The sequence below is a fragment of the Mycobacterium sp. NGS59 genome (genome assembly GCF_059812345.1).
In genome coordinates, this window is record NZ_JCALCN010000004.1 from 129,644 (window position 1) to 151,621 (window position 21,978).

The following is a 21,978-nucleotide window of genomic DNA, read 5'->3' on the forward strand; positions in this document are numbered from 1 at the left end:
ACGCCCTGATCGTCTCGTCCGGGTCCGACCGCAACGTGCCTACCGTCCGAGGGGCACCGTGATGGCAGGATGTGGAACGTGCCCGAAGCAGTACCCGTCATCAGTCGGCGGGGTGTACTCGCCGGTGGCGTCGCTCTCGCTGCACTTTCAGTGGCAACCGCTTGCAGCGAGTCGGCGCCCAAGCCGCCCGTCGTCGAAGAGTTGCTGAGCCCGCTGGAACAGGCGCGCCACGACAGTGCGCTGGCGGCCGCGGCGGCCGGAGCGATCGGCAGCCCGCCGCAGATCGCGGCCGCGCTGACCGTGGTAGCCACCCAGCGCGCCGCGCACGCCCGGGCGTTGTCCACCGAGATCGCCCGCGCCGCGGGCAAGTTGGTTTCGTCGACCAGCGAGACCAGCAGCTCCAGCGCGAGTGCGACCCCCACCGAGCCGGAGGGGCCGCCACCGCCGCCGCCTCCGGTGTCCGACGTCATCGACTCACTGCGCAAGTCGGCCGAGGACGCCAGCCGGCTGGTCGCGACGTCGTCGGGCTACCGGGCGGGCCTGTTGGCCTCGATCGCCGCCTGCTGCACCGCCTCTGCGACCGTCGCGCTGGTACCCGGGGGACCGTCGATATGACCGGACCGAAACGTGCCCCCGCCGGCAAAGACGCCGACATCACCGCGTTCAGCGACGCGCTCGCCGTCGAGCACGCCACCATCTACGGCTACGGGATCGTGTCCGCGATGTCGCCGCCGAGCGTCAACGACCTCGTGGTGGAAGCCCTCAACCAGCACCGCCAGCGCCGCGACGACGTCATCGCGATGCTGACCGCCCGCAAGGCCACCGTGCCGGTCGCCGCGGCCGGCTACCAGTTGCCCTCCCCGGTGGCCAGCCCGTCGGAAGCGGCCCGGCTGGCGGCGCGGATGGAGAACGACGGCGCGACGGCGTGGCGGGCGGTCGTCGAGCACGCCGACACCGCCGAGGACCGCGCCTTCGCCTCGAATGCCCTGACTCAGAGTGCGGTGCTGGCGGCCCGCTGGAACAAAGTGCTGGGTGGCTGGCCGATCACCACGTCGTTCCCCGGCGGCAACGAGTAAGCGCGAGCAGGGGGGCACCTCCCGCTCGCGAGCAGACGCAAAAGCCCCCATTTCGTGCCGAAATGAGGGGCTTTTGCGTCTGCTCGCCGTACCTCGCTAGGGGCTGATCGCTGCCACGATGTCGGTGACCAGTGAATCGCCGACGGCCAGCTCGGTCGTCTGACTGGCGAAGCGGTCGCGGAGCTCGATCCGGCCGTCCGCCCAGCCCCGGCCCACCACCAGGACCCACGGCACGCCCAGCAGTTCGGCGTCCTTGAACTTGACGCCCGGCGAGGCCTGACGGTCGTCGAGCAACACGTCGACGCCGACCTTGTCCAGATCCGCGGCCAGCTTGGCCGCGCCCAGGCGGGCTTCGGCGTCCTTGTTGGCGATCACCAGGTGGACCCCGAACGGCGAGATCGACGACGGCCACCGCAGCCCGAGCTCGTCGTGGTGCTGTTCGGCGACGACGGCGACCAGCCGCGACACCCCGATGCCGTAGGAACCCATCGTCAACCGCACCGGTTTGCCGTCCTCGCCGAGCACGTCGGCGGTGAATGCGTCGGTGTACTTGCGGCCGAGCTGGAAGATGTGGCCGATCTCGATGCCACGGGCCATCACCAACGGACCGGCGCCGTCGGGCGAGGGGTCGCCTTCGCGCACCTCGGCGGCCTCGATGGTGCCGTCGGCGGTGAAGTCGCGGCCGGCCACCAGCCCGACCACGTGGCGCCCGGGTTCGTCGGCCCCGGTGATCCAGCTGGTGCCGTCGACCACGCGCGGGTCGACGAGGTAGCGAACTTTGTTGTCCTGCAACGCTTTAGGGCCGATGTAGCCCTTGACCAGGAAGGGGTGTTCGGCGAAGTCGGCGTCGCTGAGCAACGCGTACTCGGCGGGTTCCAATGCCGCGCCCAGCCGCTTGTCGTCCACCTCGCGGTCCCCGGGCACACCGATGGCGAGCAGCTCCCAATCGCCGCCGGGCTGGCGGACCTTGACCAGGACGTTCTTGAGGGTGTCGGCGGCGGTGATCGTGCGACCCAGGCTTTCGTTGGCCCAAGCGACGAGGGTGGCGATGGTCGGGGTGTCGCCGGTGTCGTGGACCTGGGCGGCCGGCAGGCCGTCGGTGGGTGTCGGCTCGGGGCGCGCGGTGACGACGGCTTCGACGTTGGCGGCGTAGCCGGATTCCAGGCAGCGCACGAAGGTGTCTTCGCCGACGGGGCTTTCGGCCAGGAACTCCTCGGAGGCACTGCCGCCCATCGCGCCGGAGACCGCCGACACGACGACGTAGCGCACCGCGAGGCGGTCGAAGATGCGCTGGTAGGCCTCGCGGTGCGCGTCGTAGGAGGTTTGGAGCCCGGCGGGGTCGATATCGAAGGAGTAGGAGTCCTTCATGACGAACTCGCGGCCCCGCAGGATGCCGGCACGCGGGCGCGCCTCGTCGCGGTACTTGGTCTGGATCTGATACAGCGTGAGCGGGAAGTCCTTGTAGGAGCTGTACTCGCCTTTGACGGTGAGGGTGAACAGCTCCTCGTGGGTCGGGCCCAGCAGGTAGTCGTTCTTCCGGCGGTCTTTGAGCCGGAACAGGTTTTCGCCGTATTCGGTCCAGCGGTTGGTGGTCTCGTACGGCGCACGCGGCAGCAGCGCGGGGAACAGGATCTCCTGCCCGCCGATGGCGTTCATCTCCTCGCGCACGATGCGTTCGATGTTGCGCAGGACCTTCAGGCCGAGCGGGAGCCAGCTGTACAGCCCCGGCGCGATGGGCCGGACGTAGCCGGCGCGGATCAGCAGCTTGTGGCTGGGCACTTCGGCGTCGGCGGGATCGTCGCGCAGGGTGCGCAGGAACAGCTCGGACATCCGGGTGATCACGAGCGGCAAGCCTAGCCTGCCGTCCGGTGCGGTGAGCGTCACGCCAGCGCGACGATCGAGCGCTTGCGCCACCCTGGCGTGACGCTCGGCACGGCGGCCGCTAGCGAACTACAGCTCCCCCGCGTCGATCGCTTCCTTGACTTCCTGCGCGTGCGCCACCTCTTCGGGTGTGTAGCCGATGAACAGCGCCGCACAGCCGACGATGACGGCCGTCCCGGCCACCCACAGCAGGCCGTAGGTGTAGCCCTTGTCCAGTGCATGCAGCTGAAGTTCGTTCATGAACTTCACCGGCCCGGTGATGCCGCCGTTGTAGAGAGTGCGGGAGGTGATCACGGCCTGGATGACGGCCAGCACCAGCGGCCCGCCCAGGCTCTGCAGCATCAGCGTCATCGCCGACACCGGGCCGATCTGGTCGAAGCCGACCCCGGCAATGGCCGACAAGGTCAGCGGCACGACCACCATGCCGATGCCGATGCCGCCGACCACGATGGGCAGCACCAGGTTCGGGAAGTAGGGGGCGCCGCGGTGCATGCAGAACGAGCCGTACAGCATCGCGCCGAGCAATAGCCATCCACCACCGATGGTCAGCACCCGCGGCGAGAACCGGGACACCAGCTGCGAGGAGATGCCCAGGCCGATGCCCATGGCGATCACGAACGGGATGAAGCCGACGCCGGCCCGCAACGCGCTGTAGCCCAGGATGTCCTGCACGTACAGGCCGATGGACACGGTCAGGCTGAACATGACGCCACCGGCGAGGAAGATCGCGCCGAAGGTGACCAGCCGGTTGCGGTCACGGAACAACTCGAACGGGATGACGGGGTTCTCCGCGGTGCGCTCGACGATGATGAACGCGATGGCCGCGCCCAGCGCCACCACACCCGAACCGATGGTGGTGACCGAGATCCAGCCCTTCTCCGGGCCGATCGAGAAAGCGAAGACGGCCGCGGTGCAGGCCAGCGTGGCCAGCATGGCGCCGGCGGCGTCCAGCTTCATCCGCTCCCGGTTGGTCTCCCGCAGCGCGGTGCGGGCCAGGTAGATCATCACCAGCCCGATCGGCACGTTGACCATGAACGCCAACCGCCAGGAGTACTCGGTCAGGAAGCCGCCGACCACCAGACCCATCACGGACCCGATCGCGGTCATCGCGGCGAACACCGCGGTCGCGGCGTTACGCGCCGGGCCCTTCGGGAAGGTGGTCGCCACCAGAGCCAGGCCGGTCGGTGACGCGATCGCCGACCCGACGCCTTGGGACAACCGGGCGATGACCAGCGTCACTTCATCCCAGGCCACCGCGCACAGCACCGAGGAGATGGTGAACAGCGCGACACCGACGATGAAGGTGCGCTTGCGCCCGATGGTGTCGCCGAGCCGGCCGCCGAGCAGCATCAATCCGCCGAAAGTCAGCACGTAAGCGGTGATCACCCAGCTGCGGCCCGCATCGGACAGGCTGAGCTCGTCCTGAATCTTAGGAAGGGCGACGATGGCGACGGTGCTGTCCATGGTGGCCAACAGCTGCATCCCGCCGATCGCGATGACCGCCGCGATGAAGCGGTACGAGGGCATCCAGGTCGGGTAATACCTGCTCAGGCGCTGCAAAGGGGTCTCCACCGATTCTGTGGGACGCTCCGACGCCGAACTTTTCGAGCTGCCGTCCGTCCAGCTGTGGACAACCCGCTCTGAGTCGTTGAGAGCCGTCATAGCAGGTTACCTTACAGTAATCTTAAGATTTGTTTAAAGCGTAAGGCCCACTCAGCCCCGCCACGGGCCCGATTACGACGATCGCGGGAGGTCGGATTCCCTCCGCGCGGACCTTCGTCGGCGTGTCCGCCAGGGTCGCCCGCAACGTGTGCTGAGCGGCCGTCGTGCCGTGTTGCACCACCAGGACCGGAGTATCCGCAGGTCGGCCGCCTTTGAGCAGCGCGGCGACGAAGAGTTCGATCCGTTCGACGGCCATCAGCAAAACAATGGTGCCGGTCAAGGCTGCCAAAGCGTCCCAATTCACTAACGATTCGGGATGATCCGGCGCCAGATGGCCGCTGACCACCACGAATTCGTGATTCGTGGCCCGATGGGTGACCGGAACACCCGCCATCGCAGGAACTGCTATGGCACTTGTCACACCTGGCACGACGGTCACCGGAATGCCCGCTTCGGCGCACGCCAGCACTTCCTCGTAACCGCGTGCGAACACGAACGGATCGCCGCCCTTGAGCCGGACCACGAACTTGCCGGCCCGGGCGCGTTCGATCAGGACGGCGTTGATCGCATCCTGGGCCATGGCGCGGCCGTACGGAATTTTCGCCGCGTCGATCACCTCGACGTGGGGGGCCAGCTCGGCCAGCAGCTCTGGCGGTGCGAGCCGGTCGGTGACCACGACGTCGGCCTGGGCCAGCAGCCGACGCCCCCGCACGGTGATCAGTTCGGGATCGCCGGGGCCGCCGCCGACCAGGGCCACCCCACCGCGAACGACGTCGGAGCTCTCCGCGGTGATGAGGCCCTGCTGGAGTGCCTCCCGGATCGCCGACCGGATGGCCGCCGACCGGCGGTGTTCGCCGCCGGCCAGCACACCCACCGACAGACCCGCGTACTCGAACGACGCGGGGGTGACCGCGGTGCCTTCGACGGCGGCGTCGGCGCGCACACAGAAGATCCGGTACCGTTCGGCTTCGGCGGCGACGGCCGCGTTCACCTGCGGATCGTTGGTGGCGGCCAGGGCGTACCAGGCGCCGGCCAGGTCACCGTCGCGGTATTCCCGGACCGTGAGGGTGATGCCGTCCATCGCCTCGACGGAGCGGGTGGCGCTGCGGGAGATGACGTGGACGTCGGCCCCGCTGGCGATGAGCAACGGTAGCCGTCGTTGGGCCACGCTGCCCCCGCCGATGACGACGACCTTCCTGCCGGTCAGTCGCAGTCCCACCAGGTAGGGGCTCTCGGTCACCGGGCAAGCCTAGTGCTGGACACCGTCGCACCGCAGGCCGTGGCGTGCGCGACGAAACGCGCCACCGCTTCGGGCGTGGCCGCGGCGTGGGTGTGCAGGTAAGACGCGTGCACCCCGAGGTGTACCGCGCCCTCACGCACCGTGCCGGAGTCCTGCCGGTACGCCCACGCAGGCTGGTAACCGCTGGTGAAAGTGATTGCGGTCCGGTGGAATTCGTGCCCGGTCACCCTCTCACCGGCGGCGTACACCGACGAGTCGGCCACCGCGACGGCGTCACGGTAGGCCAGGGTGAGGCGCTGGGTGAAGCGCGCCGACCCGTTCAGCACCCCGCACATCGGGTGTCCGTCGACGTCGGACACCAGGTAGATCAGGCCCGCGCATTCGGCGTGGATCGGCGCCCCGGCGACGGCCAGGTCGCGGATCTGACGGCGCACGTCGTGGTTGGCCGACAGTTCGGCGGCGAACTGCTCGGGGAACCCGCCCGGTAACAGCACCGCGTTCGCACCGTCGGGCAGGGATTCGCTCAACGGGTCGAACTCGACGACGTCGGCGCCGGCGGCACGCAGCAGCTCCGCGTGTTCGGGGTAGCCGAAGGTGAACGCCTTGCCCGCCGCCAGGGCGACCACAGCTTTGCGGGGCCGGTCGCTCTGGACACTGCGTTCCACCGCGGCCGCCGGGTCCCACGCCGCGTCCTCGACGCGGCTGCCCGCGGTCGCCAGCACCCCGGCCAGGTCGACCTGACGGGCCACCAGATCCGTCATGGCCGCCACCGCCTCGCGCGCGTGCCGACCGTACTCCACGGCGGTCACCAAGCCGAGATACCTTGACGGAAGCTCCAATTCGGCCGTGCGGGGAATCACCCCCAGTACCGGGACACCGGCATGCTCGCACGCCTGCCGCAGCACCTGCTCGTGCCGGGCGGTACCGACGCGGTTGAGAATGACGCCGCGGACCCGGGTTTGGGCGTCGAACGTCGAAAAGCCATGCAGCAGAGCGGCGATGCTCTGACTCTGCCCGCGCGCGTCGACAACCATGATCACCGGCGCCTGTAGCAGTCCCGCGACGTGCGCGGTGGAGCCCACCGCCGGGCCCGTCACCGATTCGCCGATGCGCCCGTCGAACAGGCCCATGACCCCTTCGATCACCGCGATGTCGGCGCCGCGGGCGCCGTGCCGGAACAGCGGGCCGATGAGGCGCTCCCCCACGAGCACCGGATCCAGGTTGCGGCCGGGGCGCGCCGCGGCCAGCGCGTGGTAGCCGGGGTCGATGAAGTCCGGCCCGACCTTGAACGGGGCCACCCGGTGCCCCGCCCGGCGCAATGCGCCGATCAAACCCGTTGCGACCGTGGTCTTTCCGCTACCGGAAGCCGGCGCGGCAATCACCACGGCGGGTGTCACCGGAGCCACCTGCGCCGCGAGCGTGCAGAGAAGGACGCGTGGCGCGGCGTGTCGGCGCACGACTGTGCACGCTCGCCGACCAGCGGGGCGGGTGCAGCTACCACTCGATGCCCTTCTGGCCTTTGCGCCCGGCGTCCATCGGGTGCTTCACCTTCGTCATCTCGGTCACCAGGTCGGCGGCCTCGATCAGCGCCGGCGGCGCGTCGCGCCCGGTGATCACCACATGCTGGTGACCGGGCCGCGCCAGCAGGGTCGCCACCACGTCGTCGACGTCCACCCACCCCCACTTCAGGGGGTAGGTGAACTCGTCGAGGACATAGAAGTCGTGGCGCTGGGCGGCCAACCGCTGCTTGATCTCGGCCCACCCGTCCGCCGCGGTCGCCGCGTGATCGACGTCGCTGCCGGGCTTGCGAGACCAGGACCAGCCGGCGCCCATCTTGTGCCATTCCACCGCGCCGCCGACGCCCTGCTCCTCGTGCAGCTGACCGAGCCGGCGAAAGGCCGACTCCTCGCCCACTTTCCATTTCGCGCTCTTGACGAACTGGAACACCGCGATGTCCAGGCCGACGTTCCAGGCCCGCAACGCCATGCCGAACGCGGCGGTCGATTTCCCTTTTCCGGCGCCGGTGTGTACGGCCAGTACCGGGGTGTTGCGTCGCGCCCTGGTGGTCAGCCCGTCGGCGGGGACCTCGGCTGGAATCCCTTGTGGCATATCAGGCCACGCTACGGACTGCTCGGGTCAACTGGTCGGCGTGCAACTGCTCGAGCCGGATGGCCTGCGCACCCAGTTGTCGGGCGAGCTCACCGGCCAATCCCAGCCGCACATAAGACGTCTCACAGTCCACCACCACCGCGGCCACACCCTCGGCGCGCAGACGGCCCGCCGCAATCCGGCTGCGGCCCAACGGGTCCGGGCCGGCAGTGGCACGCCCGTCGGTCAGCACCACGATGAGCGGACGCCGGGCCCGGTCGCGCACTTTCTCCCGCATGACCAGCGCACGGGCGGCCAACAGACCCTCGGCCAGCGGGGTCTTGCCGCCGGTGTCGAACCGGGCCAACCGGCGTCCGGCGATGTGCGCCGAGGACGTGGGCGGCAGCAACACCTGCGCTGTCAGCTGACGGAACGTGATGACCGCGACCTTGTCGCGCCGCTGATAGGCATCGCGCAGCAGCGAAAGGGTGGCGCCACCGACCGCCGCCATCCGATCCCGCGCGGCCATCGACCCGGACGCGTCGACCACGAAGATCACCAGGTTGCTCTCGCGTCCCTCGCGCACCGCACGGCGAATGTCGTTGGGCCGCAACCGCAACCGTCCGCGGCCGGATGCCTGCTCGGCCGCGGACAGCACGGTGGCGAACAAATGCAGGCCGTGCGCGTCGGGCACCGACGGATCCGCGGCCGCCACCACGCTCCCCGAGGCATTGCGGGCGCGCGAACGCCGTCCCGGAGCGCCCTCGCCCACTCCCGGCACCGTCAACGCCCTGGTGCGGAAGACCCTCGACGGCGGTGCGCTGGGCCGCGGTGGCGGGGGTGCGGGTCCCGGCGCCGATTGCGGCTCTGGGTCACCGGGCGACGCACCCCCGCCGGGCGGATCGGGGTCCGGCTGCGGATCGCCTTGCGATTCGGCGGCTTTGGCGAGTGCCTCGTCGAGCTGCTGGCGGTCGATGCCGTGGTCGTCGAACGGGTCGCGCCGGCGCCGATGCGGCAACGCCAGTTCGGCGGCAACCCGAATGTCCTGTTCAGCCACCGTGTCCCCGCCCCGCCAGGCCGCGTGCGCGACCGCGGTGCGGGCCACCACCAGGTCAGCCCGCATGCCGTCGACGTCGAACGCCGCACACAGCGCCGCGATTCTGCGTAACTCGCCGTCCGGCAACACCACGTCGTCGACGATCGCGCGGGCGGCCGCGATGCGCCGGGCCAGCTCGGCGTCGGTATCGGCGTAGCGTTGCGCGAACGCGTCCGGGTCCGCCTCGTACGCCATCCGCTGGCGGATCACCTGCACCCGCACGTCGACGTCGCGCGACGCCTGCACGTCGACGGTGAGCCCGAAGCGGTCCAGCAGCTGCGGACGCAGTTCGCCCTCTTCGGGATTCATCGTGCCGATCAGTACGAACCGGGCCTCGTGCGAATGGGATATGCCGTCGCGTTCGACGTGGACGCGGCCCATCGCCGCGGCGTCGAGCAGGATGTCGACCAGATGATCGTGCAGCAGGTTCACCTCGTCGACGTAGAGCACGCCGCCGTCGGCCCGGGCCAGCAGGCCGGGCGCGAACGCGTGCTCGCCGTCGCGCAGCACCCGCTGCAGATCCAACGAGCCCACCACCCGGTCTTCGGTTGCACCCAAAGGCATCTCGACCAGACCGGCGCCCTCCTTGCCGGTCGCCGCCGACAGCAAGCCGGCCAGGCCCCGCACGGCGGTCGACTTCGCGGTGCCTTTCTCGCCGCGGATCAGCGCGCCGCCGATCTGCGGGCGCACCGCGCACAGCAGCAACGCGAGTCGCAGTTGGTCCTGTCCGACGATGGCGCTGAACGGGTAGGGCTTCACCGCTGCGCCCCCGACCCGGGTCTGAGCATCGGCACGTGCGGGATGCCGCCGTCGATGAATTCGTCTCCGTCCCGGACGAACCCGTGTTTGGTCCACATGTCCGTCAAGTATGTCTGTGCGTCGATCCGGCACGGAAAGTCGCCCACCTCGGCCAGCGCGGCGCGCAGCAGCCGGGTGGTATGGCCCTGGCCGCGGGCGCTGCGCTTGGTACACAACCGGCCGAGTCGGAACCCCTTCTCGCCGCCGGGATGTTCCTCCATCAGCCGCAACGTGCAGATCACCTCGCCCTGCGGGGATTCCAGCCAGAAGTGCCGGGTCTCGGCAAGAAGATCGCGTCCGTCCAGTTCCGGATACGGGCAGGCCTGCTCGACCACGAAAACCTCCACCCGCAGTTTCAGGAGCTCGTAAAGAGTTTGTGCGTCAAGGTCTTTGGACCAGACTCGGCGCAGCGCTTCGGTCATGCGGCTTCCAACTGTAGAGTCCGGGCGGTCCAGGAACGCAGCTCGTCGTACAGCATGGGCTCGTCGGACAGCTTGGCGCCCAGGGACGGCACCATCTCCTTGAGCTTGGGCAGCCAGGACTGATAGCGGTTGGCGAAGCAGTCTCTCAAGACGTCCAGCATGATCGGGACCGCGGTGGAAGCACCGGGGGAACCGCCCAGCAGGCCGATGATGCTGCCGTCGGCGGCACCGACCAGGGCGGTGCCGAATTCCAGCACCCCTCTGCCGCGGCTGTCGCGCCGGATGACCTGCACCCGCTGGCCCGCCACCGTCAGTTCCCAGTCCGAATCTCTTGCGCTGGGCGCGAATTCGCGCAGCACACGGAGCCGTTCGGCTCTGGTGAGTCGCAGCTGGCCGAGCAGGTAGCTGAGCATGGTCGTCTCTGTGACGCCGACGCCCAGCACCGACATCAGGTTGCCGCGCCGGATGGACCGGGGCAGGTCGCTGATGTGGCCGTGTTTGGAGAACTTCGGCGACCAGCCGGCGTAGGGGCCGAAGACCAGCCACGACTTGCCCTGCACGTAGCGGAGATCGAGGTGGAGCGCGCCCAGCGGCGGGGCGCCCGGGGACGGAACGCCGTACACCTTGGCGCGGTGGGCCGCGGTCAGGGCCGGGTTTGCCGCGCGAAGGAACCGGCCGCCGATTGGGAAGCCGGCGAAACCCTTGATCTCCTTGATGCCTGACTTCTGCAACAACGGCAGCGCGTCGCCGCCGGCGCCGACGAAGACGAACTTGGCGTCGAGCTTTTGCTGTCGGCCGGTGCGGCGGTCGGCGACGGTGAGCGTCCAGCCGCCGTCGGGCTGCCGGGACAGCGCGCGGACCCGGTGCCCGAACAGCACGGTGGCGCCGCTGCGCACGCAGTAGCCGATCAGCTGCCGGGACAGGGCGCCGAAGTCGACGTCGGTGCCGTCGGCGGACCAGTTGAGGGCGACGGGTTCGGAGAAGTCACGCCCGTCGGCCATCAACGGCAGCCGGCGTGCGAACTCGTCGGGGTCGTCGATCAGCTCGGTCGCGGCGAACAACGGGTTGTGCGCCAACGCCTCGCGGCGGCGCCGCAGATAGTCGACCCCGGCCGCACCGCGGACGAAACTCACGTGCGGGACCGAGTTCAGGAAGCCGCGCACGTCGGCCAGGATGCCGTTTTCGGCTGCGTACGCCCAGAACTGGCGCGTGACTTGGAACTGCTCGTTGACCCGCACCGCTTTGCTGATGTCGATCGTGCCGTCGGGCCGCTGCGGGGTGTAGTTCATCTCGCACAGCCCGGCGTGGCCGGTGCCGGCGTTGTTCCACGGGCTGCTGCTCTCGGCGCCGACCCCGTCCAGGCGTTCGACCACCGTGATCGACCAATCCGGCTCGAGCCGACGCAGCATCGCGGCCAGGGTGGCACTCATGATTCCGGCACCCACCAGCACGACGTCGGTTCTGAGTCGTTCTGACACCGGATCGATGACCCTTCCTCTGGCTATGCCGGTCCCAGATTATCCCGACACGTGACGCCAAGTGCCTGGCCACCAATGTGGGCGGCCCGGCGACGCCTTCTTTAAGCTGGCCATCGTGACTGGCTGGGTGCCCGACGTCCTGCCCGGCTACTGGCAGCACTCGATCCCGCTCGGGCCCGACCCCGACGGGGAGGGCGATATCGTCGCCACCCTGATCCGGCGCGGGGAGATGGCGCCGGCCGCTCACGCCGTACTGGCGGTGCACGGCTACACGGACTATTTCTTCAACACCGCGCTGGCCGATCACTTCGCCGACCGCGGGTTGGCGTTCTATGCACTGGACCTGCGCAAGTGCGGGCGCTCGCATCGGCCGGAACAGACCCCGCACTTCACCACCAACCTCGCCCAGTACAACACCGAACTAGACCGGGCGCTGGACCTGATTCGCCGGGATTGCCAGGACGTGTTGATGTACGGGCATTCGGCGGGCGGCCTGATCGTGTCGTTGTGGCTGGACCGCCTGCGCCGCGCCGACGCTTCGGCCGGCATCCGCGGCCTGGTGCTCAACAGCCCGTTTTTGGATTTGCACGGTCCGGCAATCCTGCGACTGGGCCTGACGTCGGCCACCATCGCGGCGTTGTCGCGCATGCGCAGCAAGGCCGTGGCCCGGGCCAGCGGCGCCGGGGGCTACGGCTCCAGCCTGCACCGCGACTACCACGGCGAGTTCGACTACAACCTGCAGTGGAAACCGTTGGGCGGCTTCCCCGTTACCTTCGGGTGGTTGCACGCCGTGCGCCGCGGTCAGGCGCGGCTGCATCGTGGACTCGATGTCGGTGTGCCCAACCTGATCCTGCGCTCGGATCACACCGTTGCCGAAGACGCCGGACCGCAGGCGCTGCAACGCGGTGACGCCGTCCTCGACGTCGCGCAGATCGCCCGGTGGGCCGGGTGCATCGGCAACCGCAGCACCATCATCCCGGTACCGGACGCCAAGCACGACGTGTTCCTGTCGCTGGAACAGCCGCGCCGGCTGGCCTACCGCCACCTCGACCGGTGGCTCGACGATCATCTGTGCACACCCGACGTGTCGACACCGGAGAATGGGAAAGGCTGACGGCTGAATGGAAAGCTACGACCTCGCGATCATCGGAACCGGTTCGGGCAACACAATTCTCGACGAACGGTATGCGAGCAAGCGGGTGGCGATCTGCGAACAGGGCACCTTCGGCGGTACCTGCCTGAACGTCGGCTGCATCCCGACCAAGATGTTCGTCTACGCCGCCGAGGTCGCCCAGGCCGTCCGGGAGGCCGCGAAATACGGCATCGACGCACACGTCGACGGGGTGCGCTGGGACGACATCGTCTCGCGGGTCTTCGGGCGTATCGATCCGATCGCGAACAGCGGTGAGGCCTACCGGCGCTCGCTGCCCAACGTCGAGGTCTACGGCCAGCACACCCGCTTCGGCCCGGTGCAGGACGACGGCCGCTATCTGTTGCGCACCGAAGCCGGTGCGGAATTCACCGCCGAGCAGGTGGTGATCGCGGCGGGCTCGCGACCGACCGTCCCGCCGGCCATCCGCGACAGCGGCGCGACGTACCACACCAGTGACACGATCATGCGGATCCCCACCCTGCCCGAACATCTGGTGATCGCCGGAAGTGGTTATGTGGCAGCCGAATTCGCGCACATCTTCGCCACGATGGGGGTCCAGGTCACCGTCGTCCTGCGCGGCGGCACCATGCTCAGGCACGCCGACGAGGCGATCAGCGAACAGTTCACCCGGCTCGTGGCCAGCAAGTGGGAGCTGCGCGCCCAGCGCAACATCGTCGGCGTCGAAGACCGGGACGACGGGGTCACCGTCGAGCTGGACGACGGGAGCACCATCGAAGCCGGCGCGCTGCTGGTGGCCACCGGTCGGGTGTCCAACGCCGACCTGCTGGACGCCGAACAAGCCGGAGTGCGGCTCGAACACGGCCGAGTGGTGGTCGATTGCTACCAAAGAACCTCGGCGCGTAACGTTTTCGCGCTCGGTGATGTTTCTTCGCCCCACCAGCTCAAGCATGTCGCCAACCACGAAGCGCGGGTGGTGCAGCGCAACCTGCTGTGCGACTGGGACGACACCGCGTCGATGACGCTCACCGATCACCGATTCGTTCCGTCGGCGGTGTTCACCGATCCGCAGCTGGCCAGTGTGGGCTTGACCGAAAACCAGGCTCTGGCAGAGGGATACGACATCTCGGTCAAGATCCAGGAGTACGGCGACGTCGCCTACGGATGGGCGATGGAAGACACCACCAGCATCGTCAAGCTGATCGCCGACCGCGGCACCGGGCTGCTGCTGGGAGCGCACTTCATGGGATATCAGGCTTCGGCACTGATCCAGCCGTTGATTCAGGGAATGACCTTCGGGCTCACCGTCGGGCAGATGGCCCGCGGCCAGTACTGGATCCACCCGGCGCTGCCGGAGGTGGTGGAGAACGCGCTACTGGGACTGGACGTCAGCGACGCCGCGTCCGGGTGACCTGCCGGCCGGTGGGCCGCGGGTCGGTCGGATCACTCTCCCCCGCAAGATGGTCCTGCACGCTGTCCTGGCAAGCCGGACACAAGCCGCGCAACGTCAGACCGGCCTGCTCCGACAACGCGAACCGGCTGGCCGCCATCGCGTGCGCGAGCGCCGAACTGAGTTCGGGCGCGGGCACTTCGATGACCGCGTCGCACTTGGTGCACACCGCGTGGTGGTGCGGTGTGGTGGCCATGCCGTAGGTGGTGACGCCGTCGTCCATGGTCAGCCCGTGCAGGACGCCCTGATCGACCAGGGTGGTCACCGTACGGTAGATGGTGGCGAGATCGGGGGGCTGAATGCCCGCGGGCAGGCAGGCGGGCAGCCGGTTGTGGATCTCTGCCACCGACAGGTGTCCGCGGACGGGTTCGAGCACCGCGAGCACCTGGATCCGCGACGCCATCCGCCGCAACCCGCGCGCACGCAGCAGCGCGCCGATCCGTTCGGTGACCGCTGGGTCCAACCCTTCCGCTTGGGTCGTCACCCCCTCAGTGTCGCGTCCCGGACCGGTGATTGCCAACGCGGGGGTCACCGGCGCGTCGCCTGCTGACAGCACCTCGGCTCGCGCACAGCTGATTTCGTGCCACACTGACCGCGTGCCCGGTTCGATCTGCGACGTGCTGCCCAGCGTCGCGGCATTGTTCGGGGCACCGGACGCGACGGACACGCTGGCGCTGGCCGACTCGCTCGGCGTCCCTGAGCGCGTCTGCGTGGTGCTGGTCGACGGGATGGGCTGGGAGCTGTTGCCGGACCTGGCCGACGACGCGCCGCTGCTGGCCTCGGTGCTCGCCGGCGGCACCGGGCGGCTGCGACGCCTGGACTGCACCTTCCCGTCCACCACGCCGACCAGCCTGGTGTCGCTGGGCACCGGCGCACCGCCCGGCCGGCATGGCGTGCTGGGTTTCACCGTCAACGTGCCCGGCACCGACCGGGTGCTCAGCCACATCCGGTGGCGCGACGACCCACCGCACCAGCAATGGCAGCCGCTGCCGACGTGGTTCGAGCGGCTGACGCGGGCCGGGGTCAGCGCGCGCGCCGTGCTGCCGGAGTGGTTCCTGGGCAGCGGTCTGACAGCGGCGGCCTACCGGGGCGCGCAGTTCGTGGGGACGCGCTCCGATGGCGACTACGCGGCACGGGTAGCCGAAGAGCTACGCGCGGGCCCGGGTCTGGTCTACGGGTACACCGCCGACCTGGACACCGCCGCGCACGTGTTCGGGGTCGGGTCGGCCGAGTGGCACGAGGCCGCGGCCGGGGTGGACGCCCTGCTCACCCGGGTGGTCGAGTCGCTGCCCGACGATGCCGCGCTGCTGGTGACCGCCGACCACGGCGGCCTCAACGTCCCGCCGGACGCCCGCGTCGACATGGCCGCCGATCCCCGGCTGGCGGCGGGTGTGCGGGTGGTGGCCGGTGAGCCGCGGGTGCGCTACCTGCACACCGAACCGGGCGCCGCCGAAGACGTGCTGGCCATCTGGACCGATGTGCTGGCCGGTCAAGCAGAAGTGCGCAGCCGGGACGACGCCGTCGCGTCGGGGATCTTCGGCCCGGTCAGCGCCGAACACCTACCCAGGATCGGCGATGTCGTCGTCGTCTGCACCGGCGAGTCCGCGATTCTGGCGAGCGGTCACGAACCTCCCGAAACGGCTAGCCTCGTCGGGTTCCACGGCGCGGCGACCACGGCGGAAATGGCGATTCCGCTGATAGAGCTGTTCTAGTCGAACTCAAATTATTTTCGTGTGGCTGACCTAAATTGGTCGCGATAGGTTGGGAAGGTGGATCTCCGCGTCGCGCGCGTCTCCCGACGGTCGCGGCCGACTGCTGGGGAGAGGTAGCCGTGGATTACGGGGCGATTCCGCCGGAGGTCAACTCGGCGCGGCTGTATTGCGGTCCTGGTCCGGGATCGCTGTTGGCCGCCGCGACGGCGTGGAACCGGTTGGCGGACGGGTTGGACGAAGCGGCGGACGGCTTCCGCTCGGTGACGACGCGGCTGACCTCTGGATGGCAGGGTCACGCGGCGATCGCGATGACCCAATCCGCGGTGCCGTACCTGGGGTGGCTGGCCGCCGCGGCCGCCACGGGCGAGCAGGCGGCGGCGCATGCGATGGCGGCCGCGAGCGCCTACGAAGATGCGCGTGCCGCGGTGGTGCCTCCCGCGGTGATCGCGGCCAACCGTTCCCAACGCAGGTCGGTGGCTGACGGGAATCCGCTGGGTCAGGACACCGAGACGATCGCTGCCATGGACGCCGACTACGAACAGATGTGGGCCCAGGACGTTGCGGCGATGTACAGCTACGCCGACGCTGCTGCCACGGCGGCCCGGGTCACGCCGTTCACGTCGGCGCCGCTGGCGGTCGCTCTGCCGGCCCAACAAAGCGTGGCCGGCGACCCGGAAGTCGTGACCGCCGGATCGCAATTGATCGCCGCTCTCCCGCAGGTGCTGCAGTCTCTCGCGTCGTCGCCGTCGGCGGCATTCGACGCGGCGTTGCTGTCGGTGTCGGCGTCGCTGGCGCGGCTGGGTTCGTTGCGGGCGCCGGTCAAGTTCCCGATGCACCTGCTGAACTTTTTGGGCAGAGGATCCGGTCCGGTCGGGCGCAAACCGGCGGCCGGCCGAACGACGGTGACCGCGCGCTGGGGCGGTGGCCGAAGGGTGGGCCGTCTGTCGGTGCCCTCGGCTTGGAGCGACATCGAACCGCCGAGCCCGGTCAGCGTCGATTTCCGCGCTTCGGCGCGGCGACTGCGGACGATCGGCGGGCGGGCAGTCTGCGCGAGGCTCGTCTACTCCTGACGCCGCTACAGCGGTGTCACGTAGGCCGAGCTGATGCCGCCGTCGACCAGGAATGTGGACGCCGTGATGAACGACGCGTCGTCGCTGGCCAAAAACGCCACGGCGGCGGCGATTTCGTCCGGCTCGGCGAATCGGCCCAGCGGTACGTGCACCAGACGGCGCGCGGCCCGTTCCGGATCCTTGGCGAAGAGTTCTTGAAGCAGCGGTGTATTGACCGGACCCGGGCACAGGGCGTTGACGCGGATACCCTGCCGCGCGTACTGCACGCCGAGTTCCCGAGACATGGCCAGCACCCCGCCCTTGGAGGCGGTGTAGGAGATCTGCGAAGTGGCCGAACCCAGCACCGCGACAAAGGATGCCGTGTTGATGATGGCGCCCTTCCCGGCCGGCACCATGTGCCGCAACGCCGCCCGACAGCACAGATACACCGACTTGAGGTTGACGTCCTGGACGTGTTGCCAGGCCGCCAGTTCGGTGTTCTCGATCAGGTCGTCCTCCGGCGGTGAGATGCCGGCGTTGTTGAACGCGATGTCGACCGCCCCGCAAGCGTGCCCGGCGGCGTCGAACAGCTTGTGCACCGAGTCTTCGTCGGAAACGTCGACGGGCACGAACAAACCGGAGAGCTGTTCTGCTGCCGCGCCGCCGGCTTCGGTGTCGATGTCACCGATCACGATCTGGGCGCCCTCGGCGTGCATGCGGCGGGCCGCGGCCAGGCCGATGCCGCTACCGCCGCCGGTGATGACGGCCACCCGGCCGGAAAGCCGCTGCGTGAGGTTGATCATCAGCTCTCCTTGATCGCGATGAAGACGTTCTTGGTCTCGGTGAACTGCAGCGGCGCGTCCGGCCCCAACTCACGACCGAGGCCCGACTGTTTGAACCCGCCGAACGGGGTGCTGTAGCGCACCGAGGAATGCGAGTTCACCGACAGGTTGCCCGCTTCCACCGCCCGGGACACGCGCAGCGCGCGGGACAGGTCGTCGGTCCAGATCGACCCGGACAGACCGTATTCGGTGTCGTTGGCCAGTGTCACCGCGTCGTGTTCGTCGTCGAACGCCAACACCGTGACCACCGGCCCGAAGATCTCGTCGGTGACGCTGCGGTCGGTGCGCTGCGGGGTGAGAACCGTTGGCGGGAACCAGAACCCGGGCCCGCGTGGTGCCGTCCCCCGAAAGGCGACGGGCGCGTCGTCGGGCACGTAGGAGGCCACCTTGTCCCGGTGCGCCGCCGAGACCAGCGGGCCCATCTCGGTGTCCCGCGCTCCGGGATCCCCGACCACCACTGCCTGCACGGCCGGCTCCAGCAACTCCATGAACCGGTCGTAGACGCTGCGCTGCACCAGGATCCGGCTGCGGGCGCAGCAATCCTGGCCCGCGTTATCGAAGACTCCGGCCGGCGCCGTCGCGGCCGCGCGCTCCAGGTCGCAGTCGGCGAAGACGATGTTGGCGCTCTTGCCGCCCAGTTCCAGGGTCACCCGCTTCACCGCGGCCGCCGCACCGGCCATCACCTGCTTGCCGACGCCGGTGGACCCGGTGAATGCGACCTTTCGGATCCCGGGATGGGTGACGAAGCGCTCCCCCACCACCGATCCCCGCCCGGGCAGCACCTGCAGCAGGTTCGGGTCCAGCCCGGCCTCGACCGCCAACTCCGCGAGTCGCATCGTGCTCAGCGGTGTCCACTCGGCGGGCTTGACCAGGACCGCGTTGCCCGCGGCCAAGGCCGGCGCGATGCCCCAGGTCGCGATCACCATCGGAAAGTTCCAGGGGGTGATCACCCCGATCACGCCCATCGGCTCGTTGAAGGTGACGTCGAGCCCACCGGCCACCGGAATCTGCTTGCCGCACAGGCGCTCCGGGCTGCCGGCGTAATACTGCAGCACGTCGCGGACGTTGCCGGCCTCCCATTCCGCCGAGCCGATCGGGTGTCCGGAGTTGGCCACTTCGAGGGCGGCGAGTTCGTCGCGGTGGGTGTCGACGACGGCTGCGAAGGCACGCAGGCCGGCGGCCCGCTCGGCCGGGGCCAACTTCGCCCAGCGGCGCTGCGCAGCGTGGGCCCGCCCCACCGCGTCGTCGACGGCAGCGGCGTCGGCGTGCTCGACCGTGCGCAACACCTCTTCGGTGGCCGGGTTGACCACGTCGGTGGCCGTCATAGGCCGGCCCTCGCCGCGTCCACCAGGGCCGTGAACAGCCGCAGATCGTCCAGCGCCTTCTCCGGATGCCATTGCACCGCAAGCGCGAACGCGTCGCCGGGTAGCTCGACGGACTCGACCACGCCGTCGACGTCCCACGCGCCGACCACCAGTCCGTCGCCGACCTTGTCGATGGCCTGATGGTGATAGCACGGCACGTCGGCGGTTTCGCCCAGCAGCGCGGCCGCGCGGGTGCCCGCCACGGTCCGCACCGGCAGCCGGCTGAATATCCCGTTGCCCGCACGATGCCCGGAGTGGCCCAGCACCTCGGGCAGATGTTGGTGCAGGGTGCCGGCGAAGGCGACGTTGAAGATCTGCGCGCCCCGGCAGATGCCGAGCACCGGCAGTCGCCGGTCCAGCGCGGCCCGCAGCAACGCAAACTCCCAGGCGTCGCGGTCGGCACGCGGTTGATCGGTGCTCGGGTGGGGTTGCTGGCCGTAGGTGGCGGGGTCGAGGTCGTAACCGCCGGTGATGACCAGAGCGTCCAGACTGTCGAGCAGCGCCTCGACGGTGTCGCTTCGCACCGGCTGGGGAGGCAACAGCACCGGGACACCGCCGGCCTGCACGACGCCTTCGAAGTAGTCGGACGGCAGATAGGCCGCGGGGATGTCCCAGACCCCGGTGCGTACCTGCTCCCGGTACATGGTCAGGCCCACGACCGGGGGCCTAGAGCCGCTCAAAACCACGCATCCTCTCCCAATCGGTGACCGCCGCGTTGAACGCCGCCAGTTCCACGCGCGCGTTGTTCAGGTAGTGCGCGACCACGTCGTCGCCGAATGCCTGCCGCGCCACCGCCGAATCCCCGAACAGCGCGGCCGCCTCGGCGAGGGTGGACGGTAGCCGCTCGACATCGTCGGCCTGATAGGCGTTTCCGGCGTACGGGTCGCCGAGTTCCAGGCCCTGCTCGACACCGTACAAGCCGCCCGCGATCAGCGCCGCCACCGCGAGGTACTGGTTGACGTCGCCGCCGGGGACGCGGCATTCGACTCGGATATTGCGTTCGTGCCCCACCACCCGCAGCGCGCAGGTGCGGTTGTCCAATCCCCACGCCACCGCGGTCGGGGCGAAGCTGCCGTCGACAAAACGCTTGTAGGAGTTGATGTTCGGCGCATAGAACAAAGTGAGCTCGCGCACCGTGGCCAGCAGCCCGGCGATGAAACCGCGGAACGTCGCCGACATGCCGCGCGGCGCGCCGGGATCGAAGAATGCCGAGGCGCCGTCCGCGTCGCGCAGCGACAGGTGGATGTGACAGCTATTGCCTTCGCGCTCATCGTATTTGGCCATGAACGTCAGGCTCTTGGCGTGTTGGTCGGCGATCTCCTTGGCGCCGTTCTTGTAGACGGCGTGGTTGTCGCAGGTGACCAGCGCCTCCGCGTAGCGGAAGCCGAGTTCCTGCTGGCCGTTGTTGCACTCGCCTTTGATCGCCTCGATCTGCAGACCCGCACCCTGCATGCCCAGCCGGATGTCGCGCAGCAGTGGTTCCATGCGCGAACCGGCCATGATCGCGTAGTCGATGTTGTAGTCGCTGGCCGGCGTCAGGCGGCGGTAGCCGTCGGCCCACGCCTGGCGGTAGGACTGGTCGAACACGATGAACTCCAACTCGGTGGCGGCATCGGCGACCAAGCCACGCCGCTCGAGGCGCTCGAGCTGGCGGCGCAGGATGGCACGCGGCGACTGCACGACCGGGCCGCCGTCCAGCCAGGACAAGTCGGCGATCACCAACGCGGTGGCGGGCAGCCACGGCACCAGCCGCAACGTGGACAGGTCCGGCGTCATCACCATGTCGCCGTAGCCGGTTTCCCAGTTCGACATGGCGTATCCCGCCACGGTGTTGACGTCGACATCCACGGCCAGCAGATAACTGCAGCATTCGGCGCCGTGGCCGGCAACCTCGTCGACGAAGAACCGGCCCGCGACCCGTTTGCCGACCAGCCGGCCCTGCATGTCGGTGAAGGCCACGATGACGGTGTCGACGTCGCCGGCTGCGACCAGTCGTTCCAGGTCGGACGGCGAGAGGTGCCCAGTCATGCCCGCCAGTCAACCACTCTGCCGCGCTACCAGCCGCTGGTGCGCAAGATGATCTCGGTGGCCAACTGCGCGGTCGACTCGCTCGCGCTGCGCCGGCCCAGCAACTCCACCACCCGGTAGTCGCCGAAGACGAACCGCTGGCTCTCGCGGGCGGCGTCGCGCATCGCCGGCGTGCTCACCAGCACGGTCGTGGCAATCTCCACCGGCGGACAGATTTCGTCAGCGTCGTCGGCAGCGGCCACCCGCGGGTGCACGCGATCGATCGCGACCAGCCCCGCGAACCTGCCCAACCTGGTGGCCGCCAATTCCCAGGCCAGCTCGGCGCCGGCGCGGTCGCCGACCGCCACCGCCCACGCAATGCCCAACGAGTCGAGAATGCCGATCACCGACTTGGCGGTCAGCCGCGGGTCGGCGCCGATGACGACGGTGCGCAACGACGCGTTGTGCAGCCGCTCGCACACGGCGTCGTAGGCCGACGGGGCACGCTGCTCGGCGGCCAGTATCACCACGACGGTGCCGTTGTCCGGACCGGACACGCCCACTGGCACAGGGAATCCATCGAGCGTGGTCATCATCGTGGGCACCCCCCGCAAATTACCCGAAACCGGGGCCACGAGCACCCGGGACGATTCCGGTCGAAGAGGTGCGTCCGGCGCCGCCAACGATCGGCTCGACCGTCTT

Annotated in this window: 20 protein-coding genes; 6 read left to right on the top strand and 14 right to left on the bottom strand. The window is 69.3% G+C overall.

Going from position 1 to position 21,978, the window contains the following annotated elements; all coding sequences use genetic code 11:
- Positions 1–69: 69 nt before the first annotated feature.
- Both AC5Y46_RS07185 and AC5Y46_RS07190 read left to right on the top strand, forming a co-directional pair.
- A complete protein-coding gene (locus AC5Y46_RS07185) occupies positions 70–615 on the top strand; it encodes a hypothetical protein (protein WP_499990531.1) in 546 nt (181 codons plus the stop codon).
- Positions 612–1,076, top strand: a complete 465-nt coding sequence (locus tag AC5Y46_RS07190) for a ferritin-like domain-containing protein (protein WP_499990532.1) — start codon at positions 612–614, stop codon at positions 1,074–1,076. The genes AC5Y46_RS07185 and AC5Y46_RS07190 overlap by 4 nt, the downstream gene beginning before the upstream one ends.
- A gap of 96 nt (positions 1,077–1,172) precedes the next feature.
- Here the strand turns inward: AC5Y46_RS07190 and AC5Y46_RS07195 are convergent, their stop codons facing one another.
- The 8 genes from AC5Y46_RS07195 to mqo all read right to left on the bottom strand — a co-directional run bounded on the left by AC5Y46_RS07195 (position 1,173) and on the right by mqo (position 11,741).
- A complete protein-coding gene (locus AC5Y46_RS07195; protein ID WP_499990533.1) occupies positions 1,173–2,918 on the bottom strand; it encodes a proline--tRNA ligase in 1,746 nt (581 codons plus the stop codon).
- Positions 2,919–3,026: 108 nt separating this feature from the next.
- Entirely contained in the window at positions 3,027–4,619 is a 1,593-nt protein-coding gene (locus tag AC5Y46_RS07200; RefSeq protein ID WP_499990534.1) for an MFS transporter, read from the bottom strand.
- A 22-nt stretch (positions 4,620–4,641) separates the two neighbouring features.
- Positions 4,642–5,859 carry a uroporphyrinogen-III C-methyltransferase gene (gene cobA / locus AC5Y46_RS07205; RefSeq protein ID WP_499990535.1) on the bottom strand — a complete coding sequence of 406 codons (1,218 nt, stop codon included), beginning with the start codon at positions 5,857–5,859 and terminating at the stop codon, positions 4,642–4,644.
- Positions 5,856–7,256, bottom strand: coding sequence for a cobyrinic acid a,c-diamide synthase CobB (locus tag AC5Y46_RS07210; protein WP_499990536.1), 1,401 nt, complete (start codon positions 7,254–7,256; stop codon positions 5,856–5,858). Before AC5Y46_RS07210 ends, cobA begins: the two co-directional genes overlap by 4 nt.
- Positions 7,257–7,353: 97 nt before the next feature.
- The gene (gene cobO, locus AC5Y46_RS07215; protein WP_499990537.1) at positions 7,354–7,968 is read right to left on the bottom strand and encodes a cob(I)yrinic acid a,c-diamide adenosyltransferase; all 615 of its coding nucleotides are present in this window, start codon (positions 7,966–7,968) and stop codon (positions 7,354–7,356) included.
- A 1-nt stretch (position 7,969) separates the two neighbouring features.
- Entirely contained in the window at positions 7,970–9,802 is a 1,833-nt protein-coding gene (locus AC5Y46_RS07220) for a magnesium chelatase subunit D family protein (protein WP_499990538.1), read from the bottom strand.
- Positions 9,799–10,263, bottom strand: a complete 465-nt coding sequence (locus AC5Y46_RS07225) for a GNAT family N-acetyltransferase (RefSeq protein WP_499990539.1) — start codon at positions 10,261–10,263, stop codon at positions 9,799–9,801. Before AC5Y46_RS07225 ends, AC5Y46_RS07220 begins: the two co-directional genes overlap by 4 nt.
- Positions 10,260–11,741, bottom strand: coding sequence for a malate dehydrogenase (quinone) (mqo, locus tag AC5Y46_RS07230; RefSeq protein ID WP_499990541.1), 1,482 nt, complete (start codon positions 11,739–11,741; stop codon positions 10,260–10,262). Before mqo ends, AC5Y46_RS07225 begins: the two co-directional genes overlap by 4 nt.
- Positions 11,742–11,856: 115 nt before the next feature.
- Between mqo and AC5Y46_RS07235 the strand changes: the two genes are divergently transcribed.
- Entirely contained in the window at positions 11,857–12,855 is a 999-nt protein-coding gene (locus AC5Y46_RS07235) for an alpha/beta hydrolase (protein WP_499990542.1), read from the top strand.
- Positions 12,856–12,862: 7 nt separating this feature from the next.
- Positions 12,863–14,263: a mycothione reductase gene (gene mtr / locus AC5Y46_RS07240; RefSeq protein ID WP_499990543.1), complete on the top strand. Its 1,401-nt coding sequence runs from the start codon at positions 12,863–12,865 to the stop codon at positions 14,261–14,263.
- On the opposite strand, the gene AC5Y46_RS07245 is transcribed toward mtr, so the two are convergent.
- Entirely contained in the window at positions 14,241–14,786 is a 546-nt protein-coding gene (locus AC5Y46_RS07245; RefSeq protein ID WP_499942192.1) for a Fur family transcriptional regulator, read from the bottom strand. The two genes, mtr and AC5Y46_RS07245, sit on opposite strands and share 23 nt — an antisense overlap.
- 112 nt (positions 14,787–14,898) lie before the next feature.
- Here AC5Y46_RS07245 and AC5Y46_RS07250 point away from each other — a divergent pair, with 112 nt between their 5' ends.
- Both AC5Y46_RS07250 and AC5Y46_RS07255 read left to right on the top strand, forming a co-directional pair.
- A complete protein-coding gene (locus tag AC5Y46_RS07250) occupies positions 14,899–16,014 on the top strand; it encodes an alkaline phosphatase family protein (protein WP_499990545.1) in 1,116 nt (371 codons plus the stop codon).
- A gap of 119 nt (positions 16,015–16,133) precedes the next feature.
- Complete coding sequence (locus tag AC5Y46_RS07255) at positions 16,134–17,084, top strand: PPE family protein (protein ID WP_499990546.1); 951 nt, start codon at positions 16,134–16,136, stop codon at positions 17,082–17,084.
- Positions 17,085–17,089: 5 nt separating this feature from the next.
- Here AC5Y46_RS07255 and AC5Y46_RS07260 read toward each other — a convergent pair whose 3' ends face one another.
- From AC5Y46_RS07260 to AC5Y46_RS07280, 5 genes are read right to left on the bottom strand one after another with little or no spacing between them, the layout of a single operon-like run.
- Positions 17,090–17,866, bottom strand: coding sequence for a 3-oxoacyl-ACP reductase (locus tag AC5Y46_RS07260; protein ID WP_499990547.1), 777 nt, complete (start codon positions 17,864–17,866; stop codon positions 17,090–17,092).
- Positions 17,866–19,230: an aldehyde dehydrogenase family protein gene (locus AC5Y46_RS07265; RefSeq protein ID WP_499990548.1), complete on the bottom strand. Its 1,365-nt coding sequence runs from the start codon at positions 19,228–19,230 to the stop codon at positions 17,866–17,868. The genes AC5Y46_RS07260 and AC5Y46_RS07265 overlap by 1 nt, the downstream gene beginning before the upstream one ends.
- Positions 19,227–19,970 (bottom strand): gamma-glutamyl-gamma-aminobutyrate hydrolase family protein, encoded by a 744-nt coding sequence (locus tag AC5Y46_RS07270; RefSeq protein WP_499990596.1) that lies wholly within the window; start codon positions 19,968–19,970, stop codon positions 19,227–19,229. Before AC5Y46_RS07270 ends, AC5Y46_RS07265 begins: the two co-directional genes overlap by 4 nt.
- Positions 19,936–21,297, bottom strand: coding sequence for a glutamine synthetase family protein (locus AC5Y46_RS07275; protein WP_499990549.1), 1,362 nt, complete (start codon positions 21,295–21,297; stop codon positions 19,936–19,938). The genes AC5Y46_RS07270 and AC5Y46_RS07275 overlap by 35 nt, the downstream gene beginning before the upstream one ends.
- Positions 21,298–21,323: 26 nt before the next feature.
- A complete protein-coding gene (locus AC5Y46_RS07280; RefSeq protein ID WP_499942182.1) occupies positions 21,324–21,872 on the bottom strand; it encodes an alpha/beta hydrolase in 549 nt (182 codons plus the stop codon).
- Positions 21,873–21,978: the final 106 nt, after the last annotated feature.

Excerpts from the sequence above, each read along its gene's own strand:
- AC5Y46_RS07225 (WP_499990539.1), bottom strand. The coding sequence starts at position 10,263 with ATGACCGAAGCGCTGCGCCGAGTCTGGTCCAAAGACCTTGACGCACAA.
- AC5Y46_RS07280 (WP_499942182.1), bottom strand. The coding sequence starts at position 21,872 with ATGATGACCACGCTCGATGGATTCCCTGTGCCAGTGGGCGTGTCCGGT.
- AC5Y46_RS07185 (WP_499990531.1), top strand. The coding sequence starts at position 70 with ATGTGGAACGTGCCCGAAGCAGTACCCGTCATCAGTCGGCGGGGTGTA.
- mtr (WP_499990543.1), top strand. The coding sequence starts at position 12,863 with ATGGAAAGCTACGACCTCGCGATCATCGGAACCGGTTCGGGCAACACA.
- AC5Y46_RS07190 (WP_499990532.1), top strand. The coding sequence starts at position 612 with ATGACCGGACCGAAACGTGCCCCCGCCGGCAAAGACGCCGACATCACC.
- AC5Y46_RS07275 (WP_499990549.1), bottom strand. The coding sequence starts at position 21,297 with ATGACTGGGCACCTCTCGCCGTCCGACCTGGAACGACTGGTCGCAGCC.
- AC5Y46_RS07260 (WP_499990547.1), bottom strand. The coding sequence starts at position 17,866 with ATGATCAACCTCACGCAGCGGCTTTCCGGCCGGGTGGCCGTCATCACC.
- AC5Y46_RS07265 (WP_499990548.1), bottom strand. The coding sequence starts at position 19,230 with ATGACGGCCACCGACGTGGTCAACCCGGCCACCGAAGAGGTGTTGCGC.
- AC5Y46_RS07200 (WP_499990534.1), bottom strand. The coding sequence starts at position 4,619 with ATGACGGCTCTCAACGACTCAGAGCGGGTTGTCCACAGCTGGACGGAC.
- cobO (WP_499990537.1), bottom strand. The coding sequence starts at position 7,968 with ATGCCACAAGGGATTCCAGCCGAGGTCCCCGCCGACGGGCTGACCACC.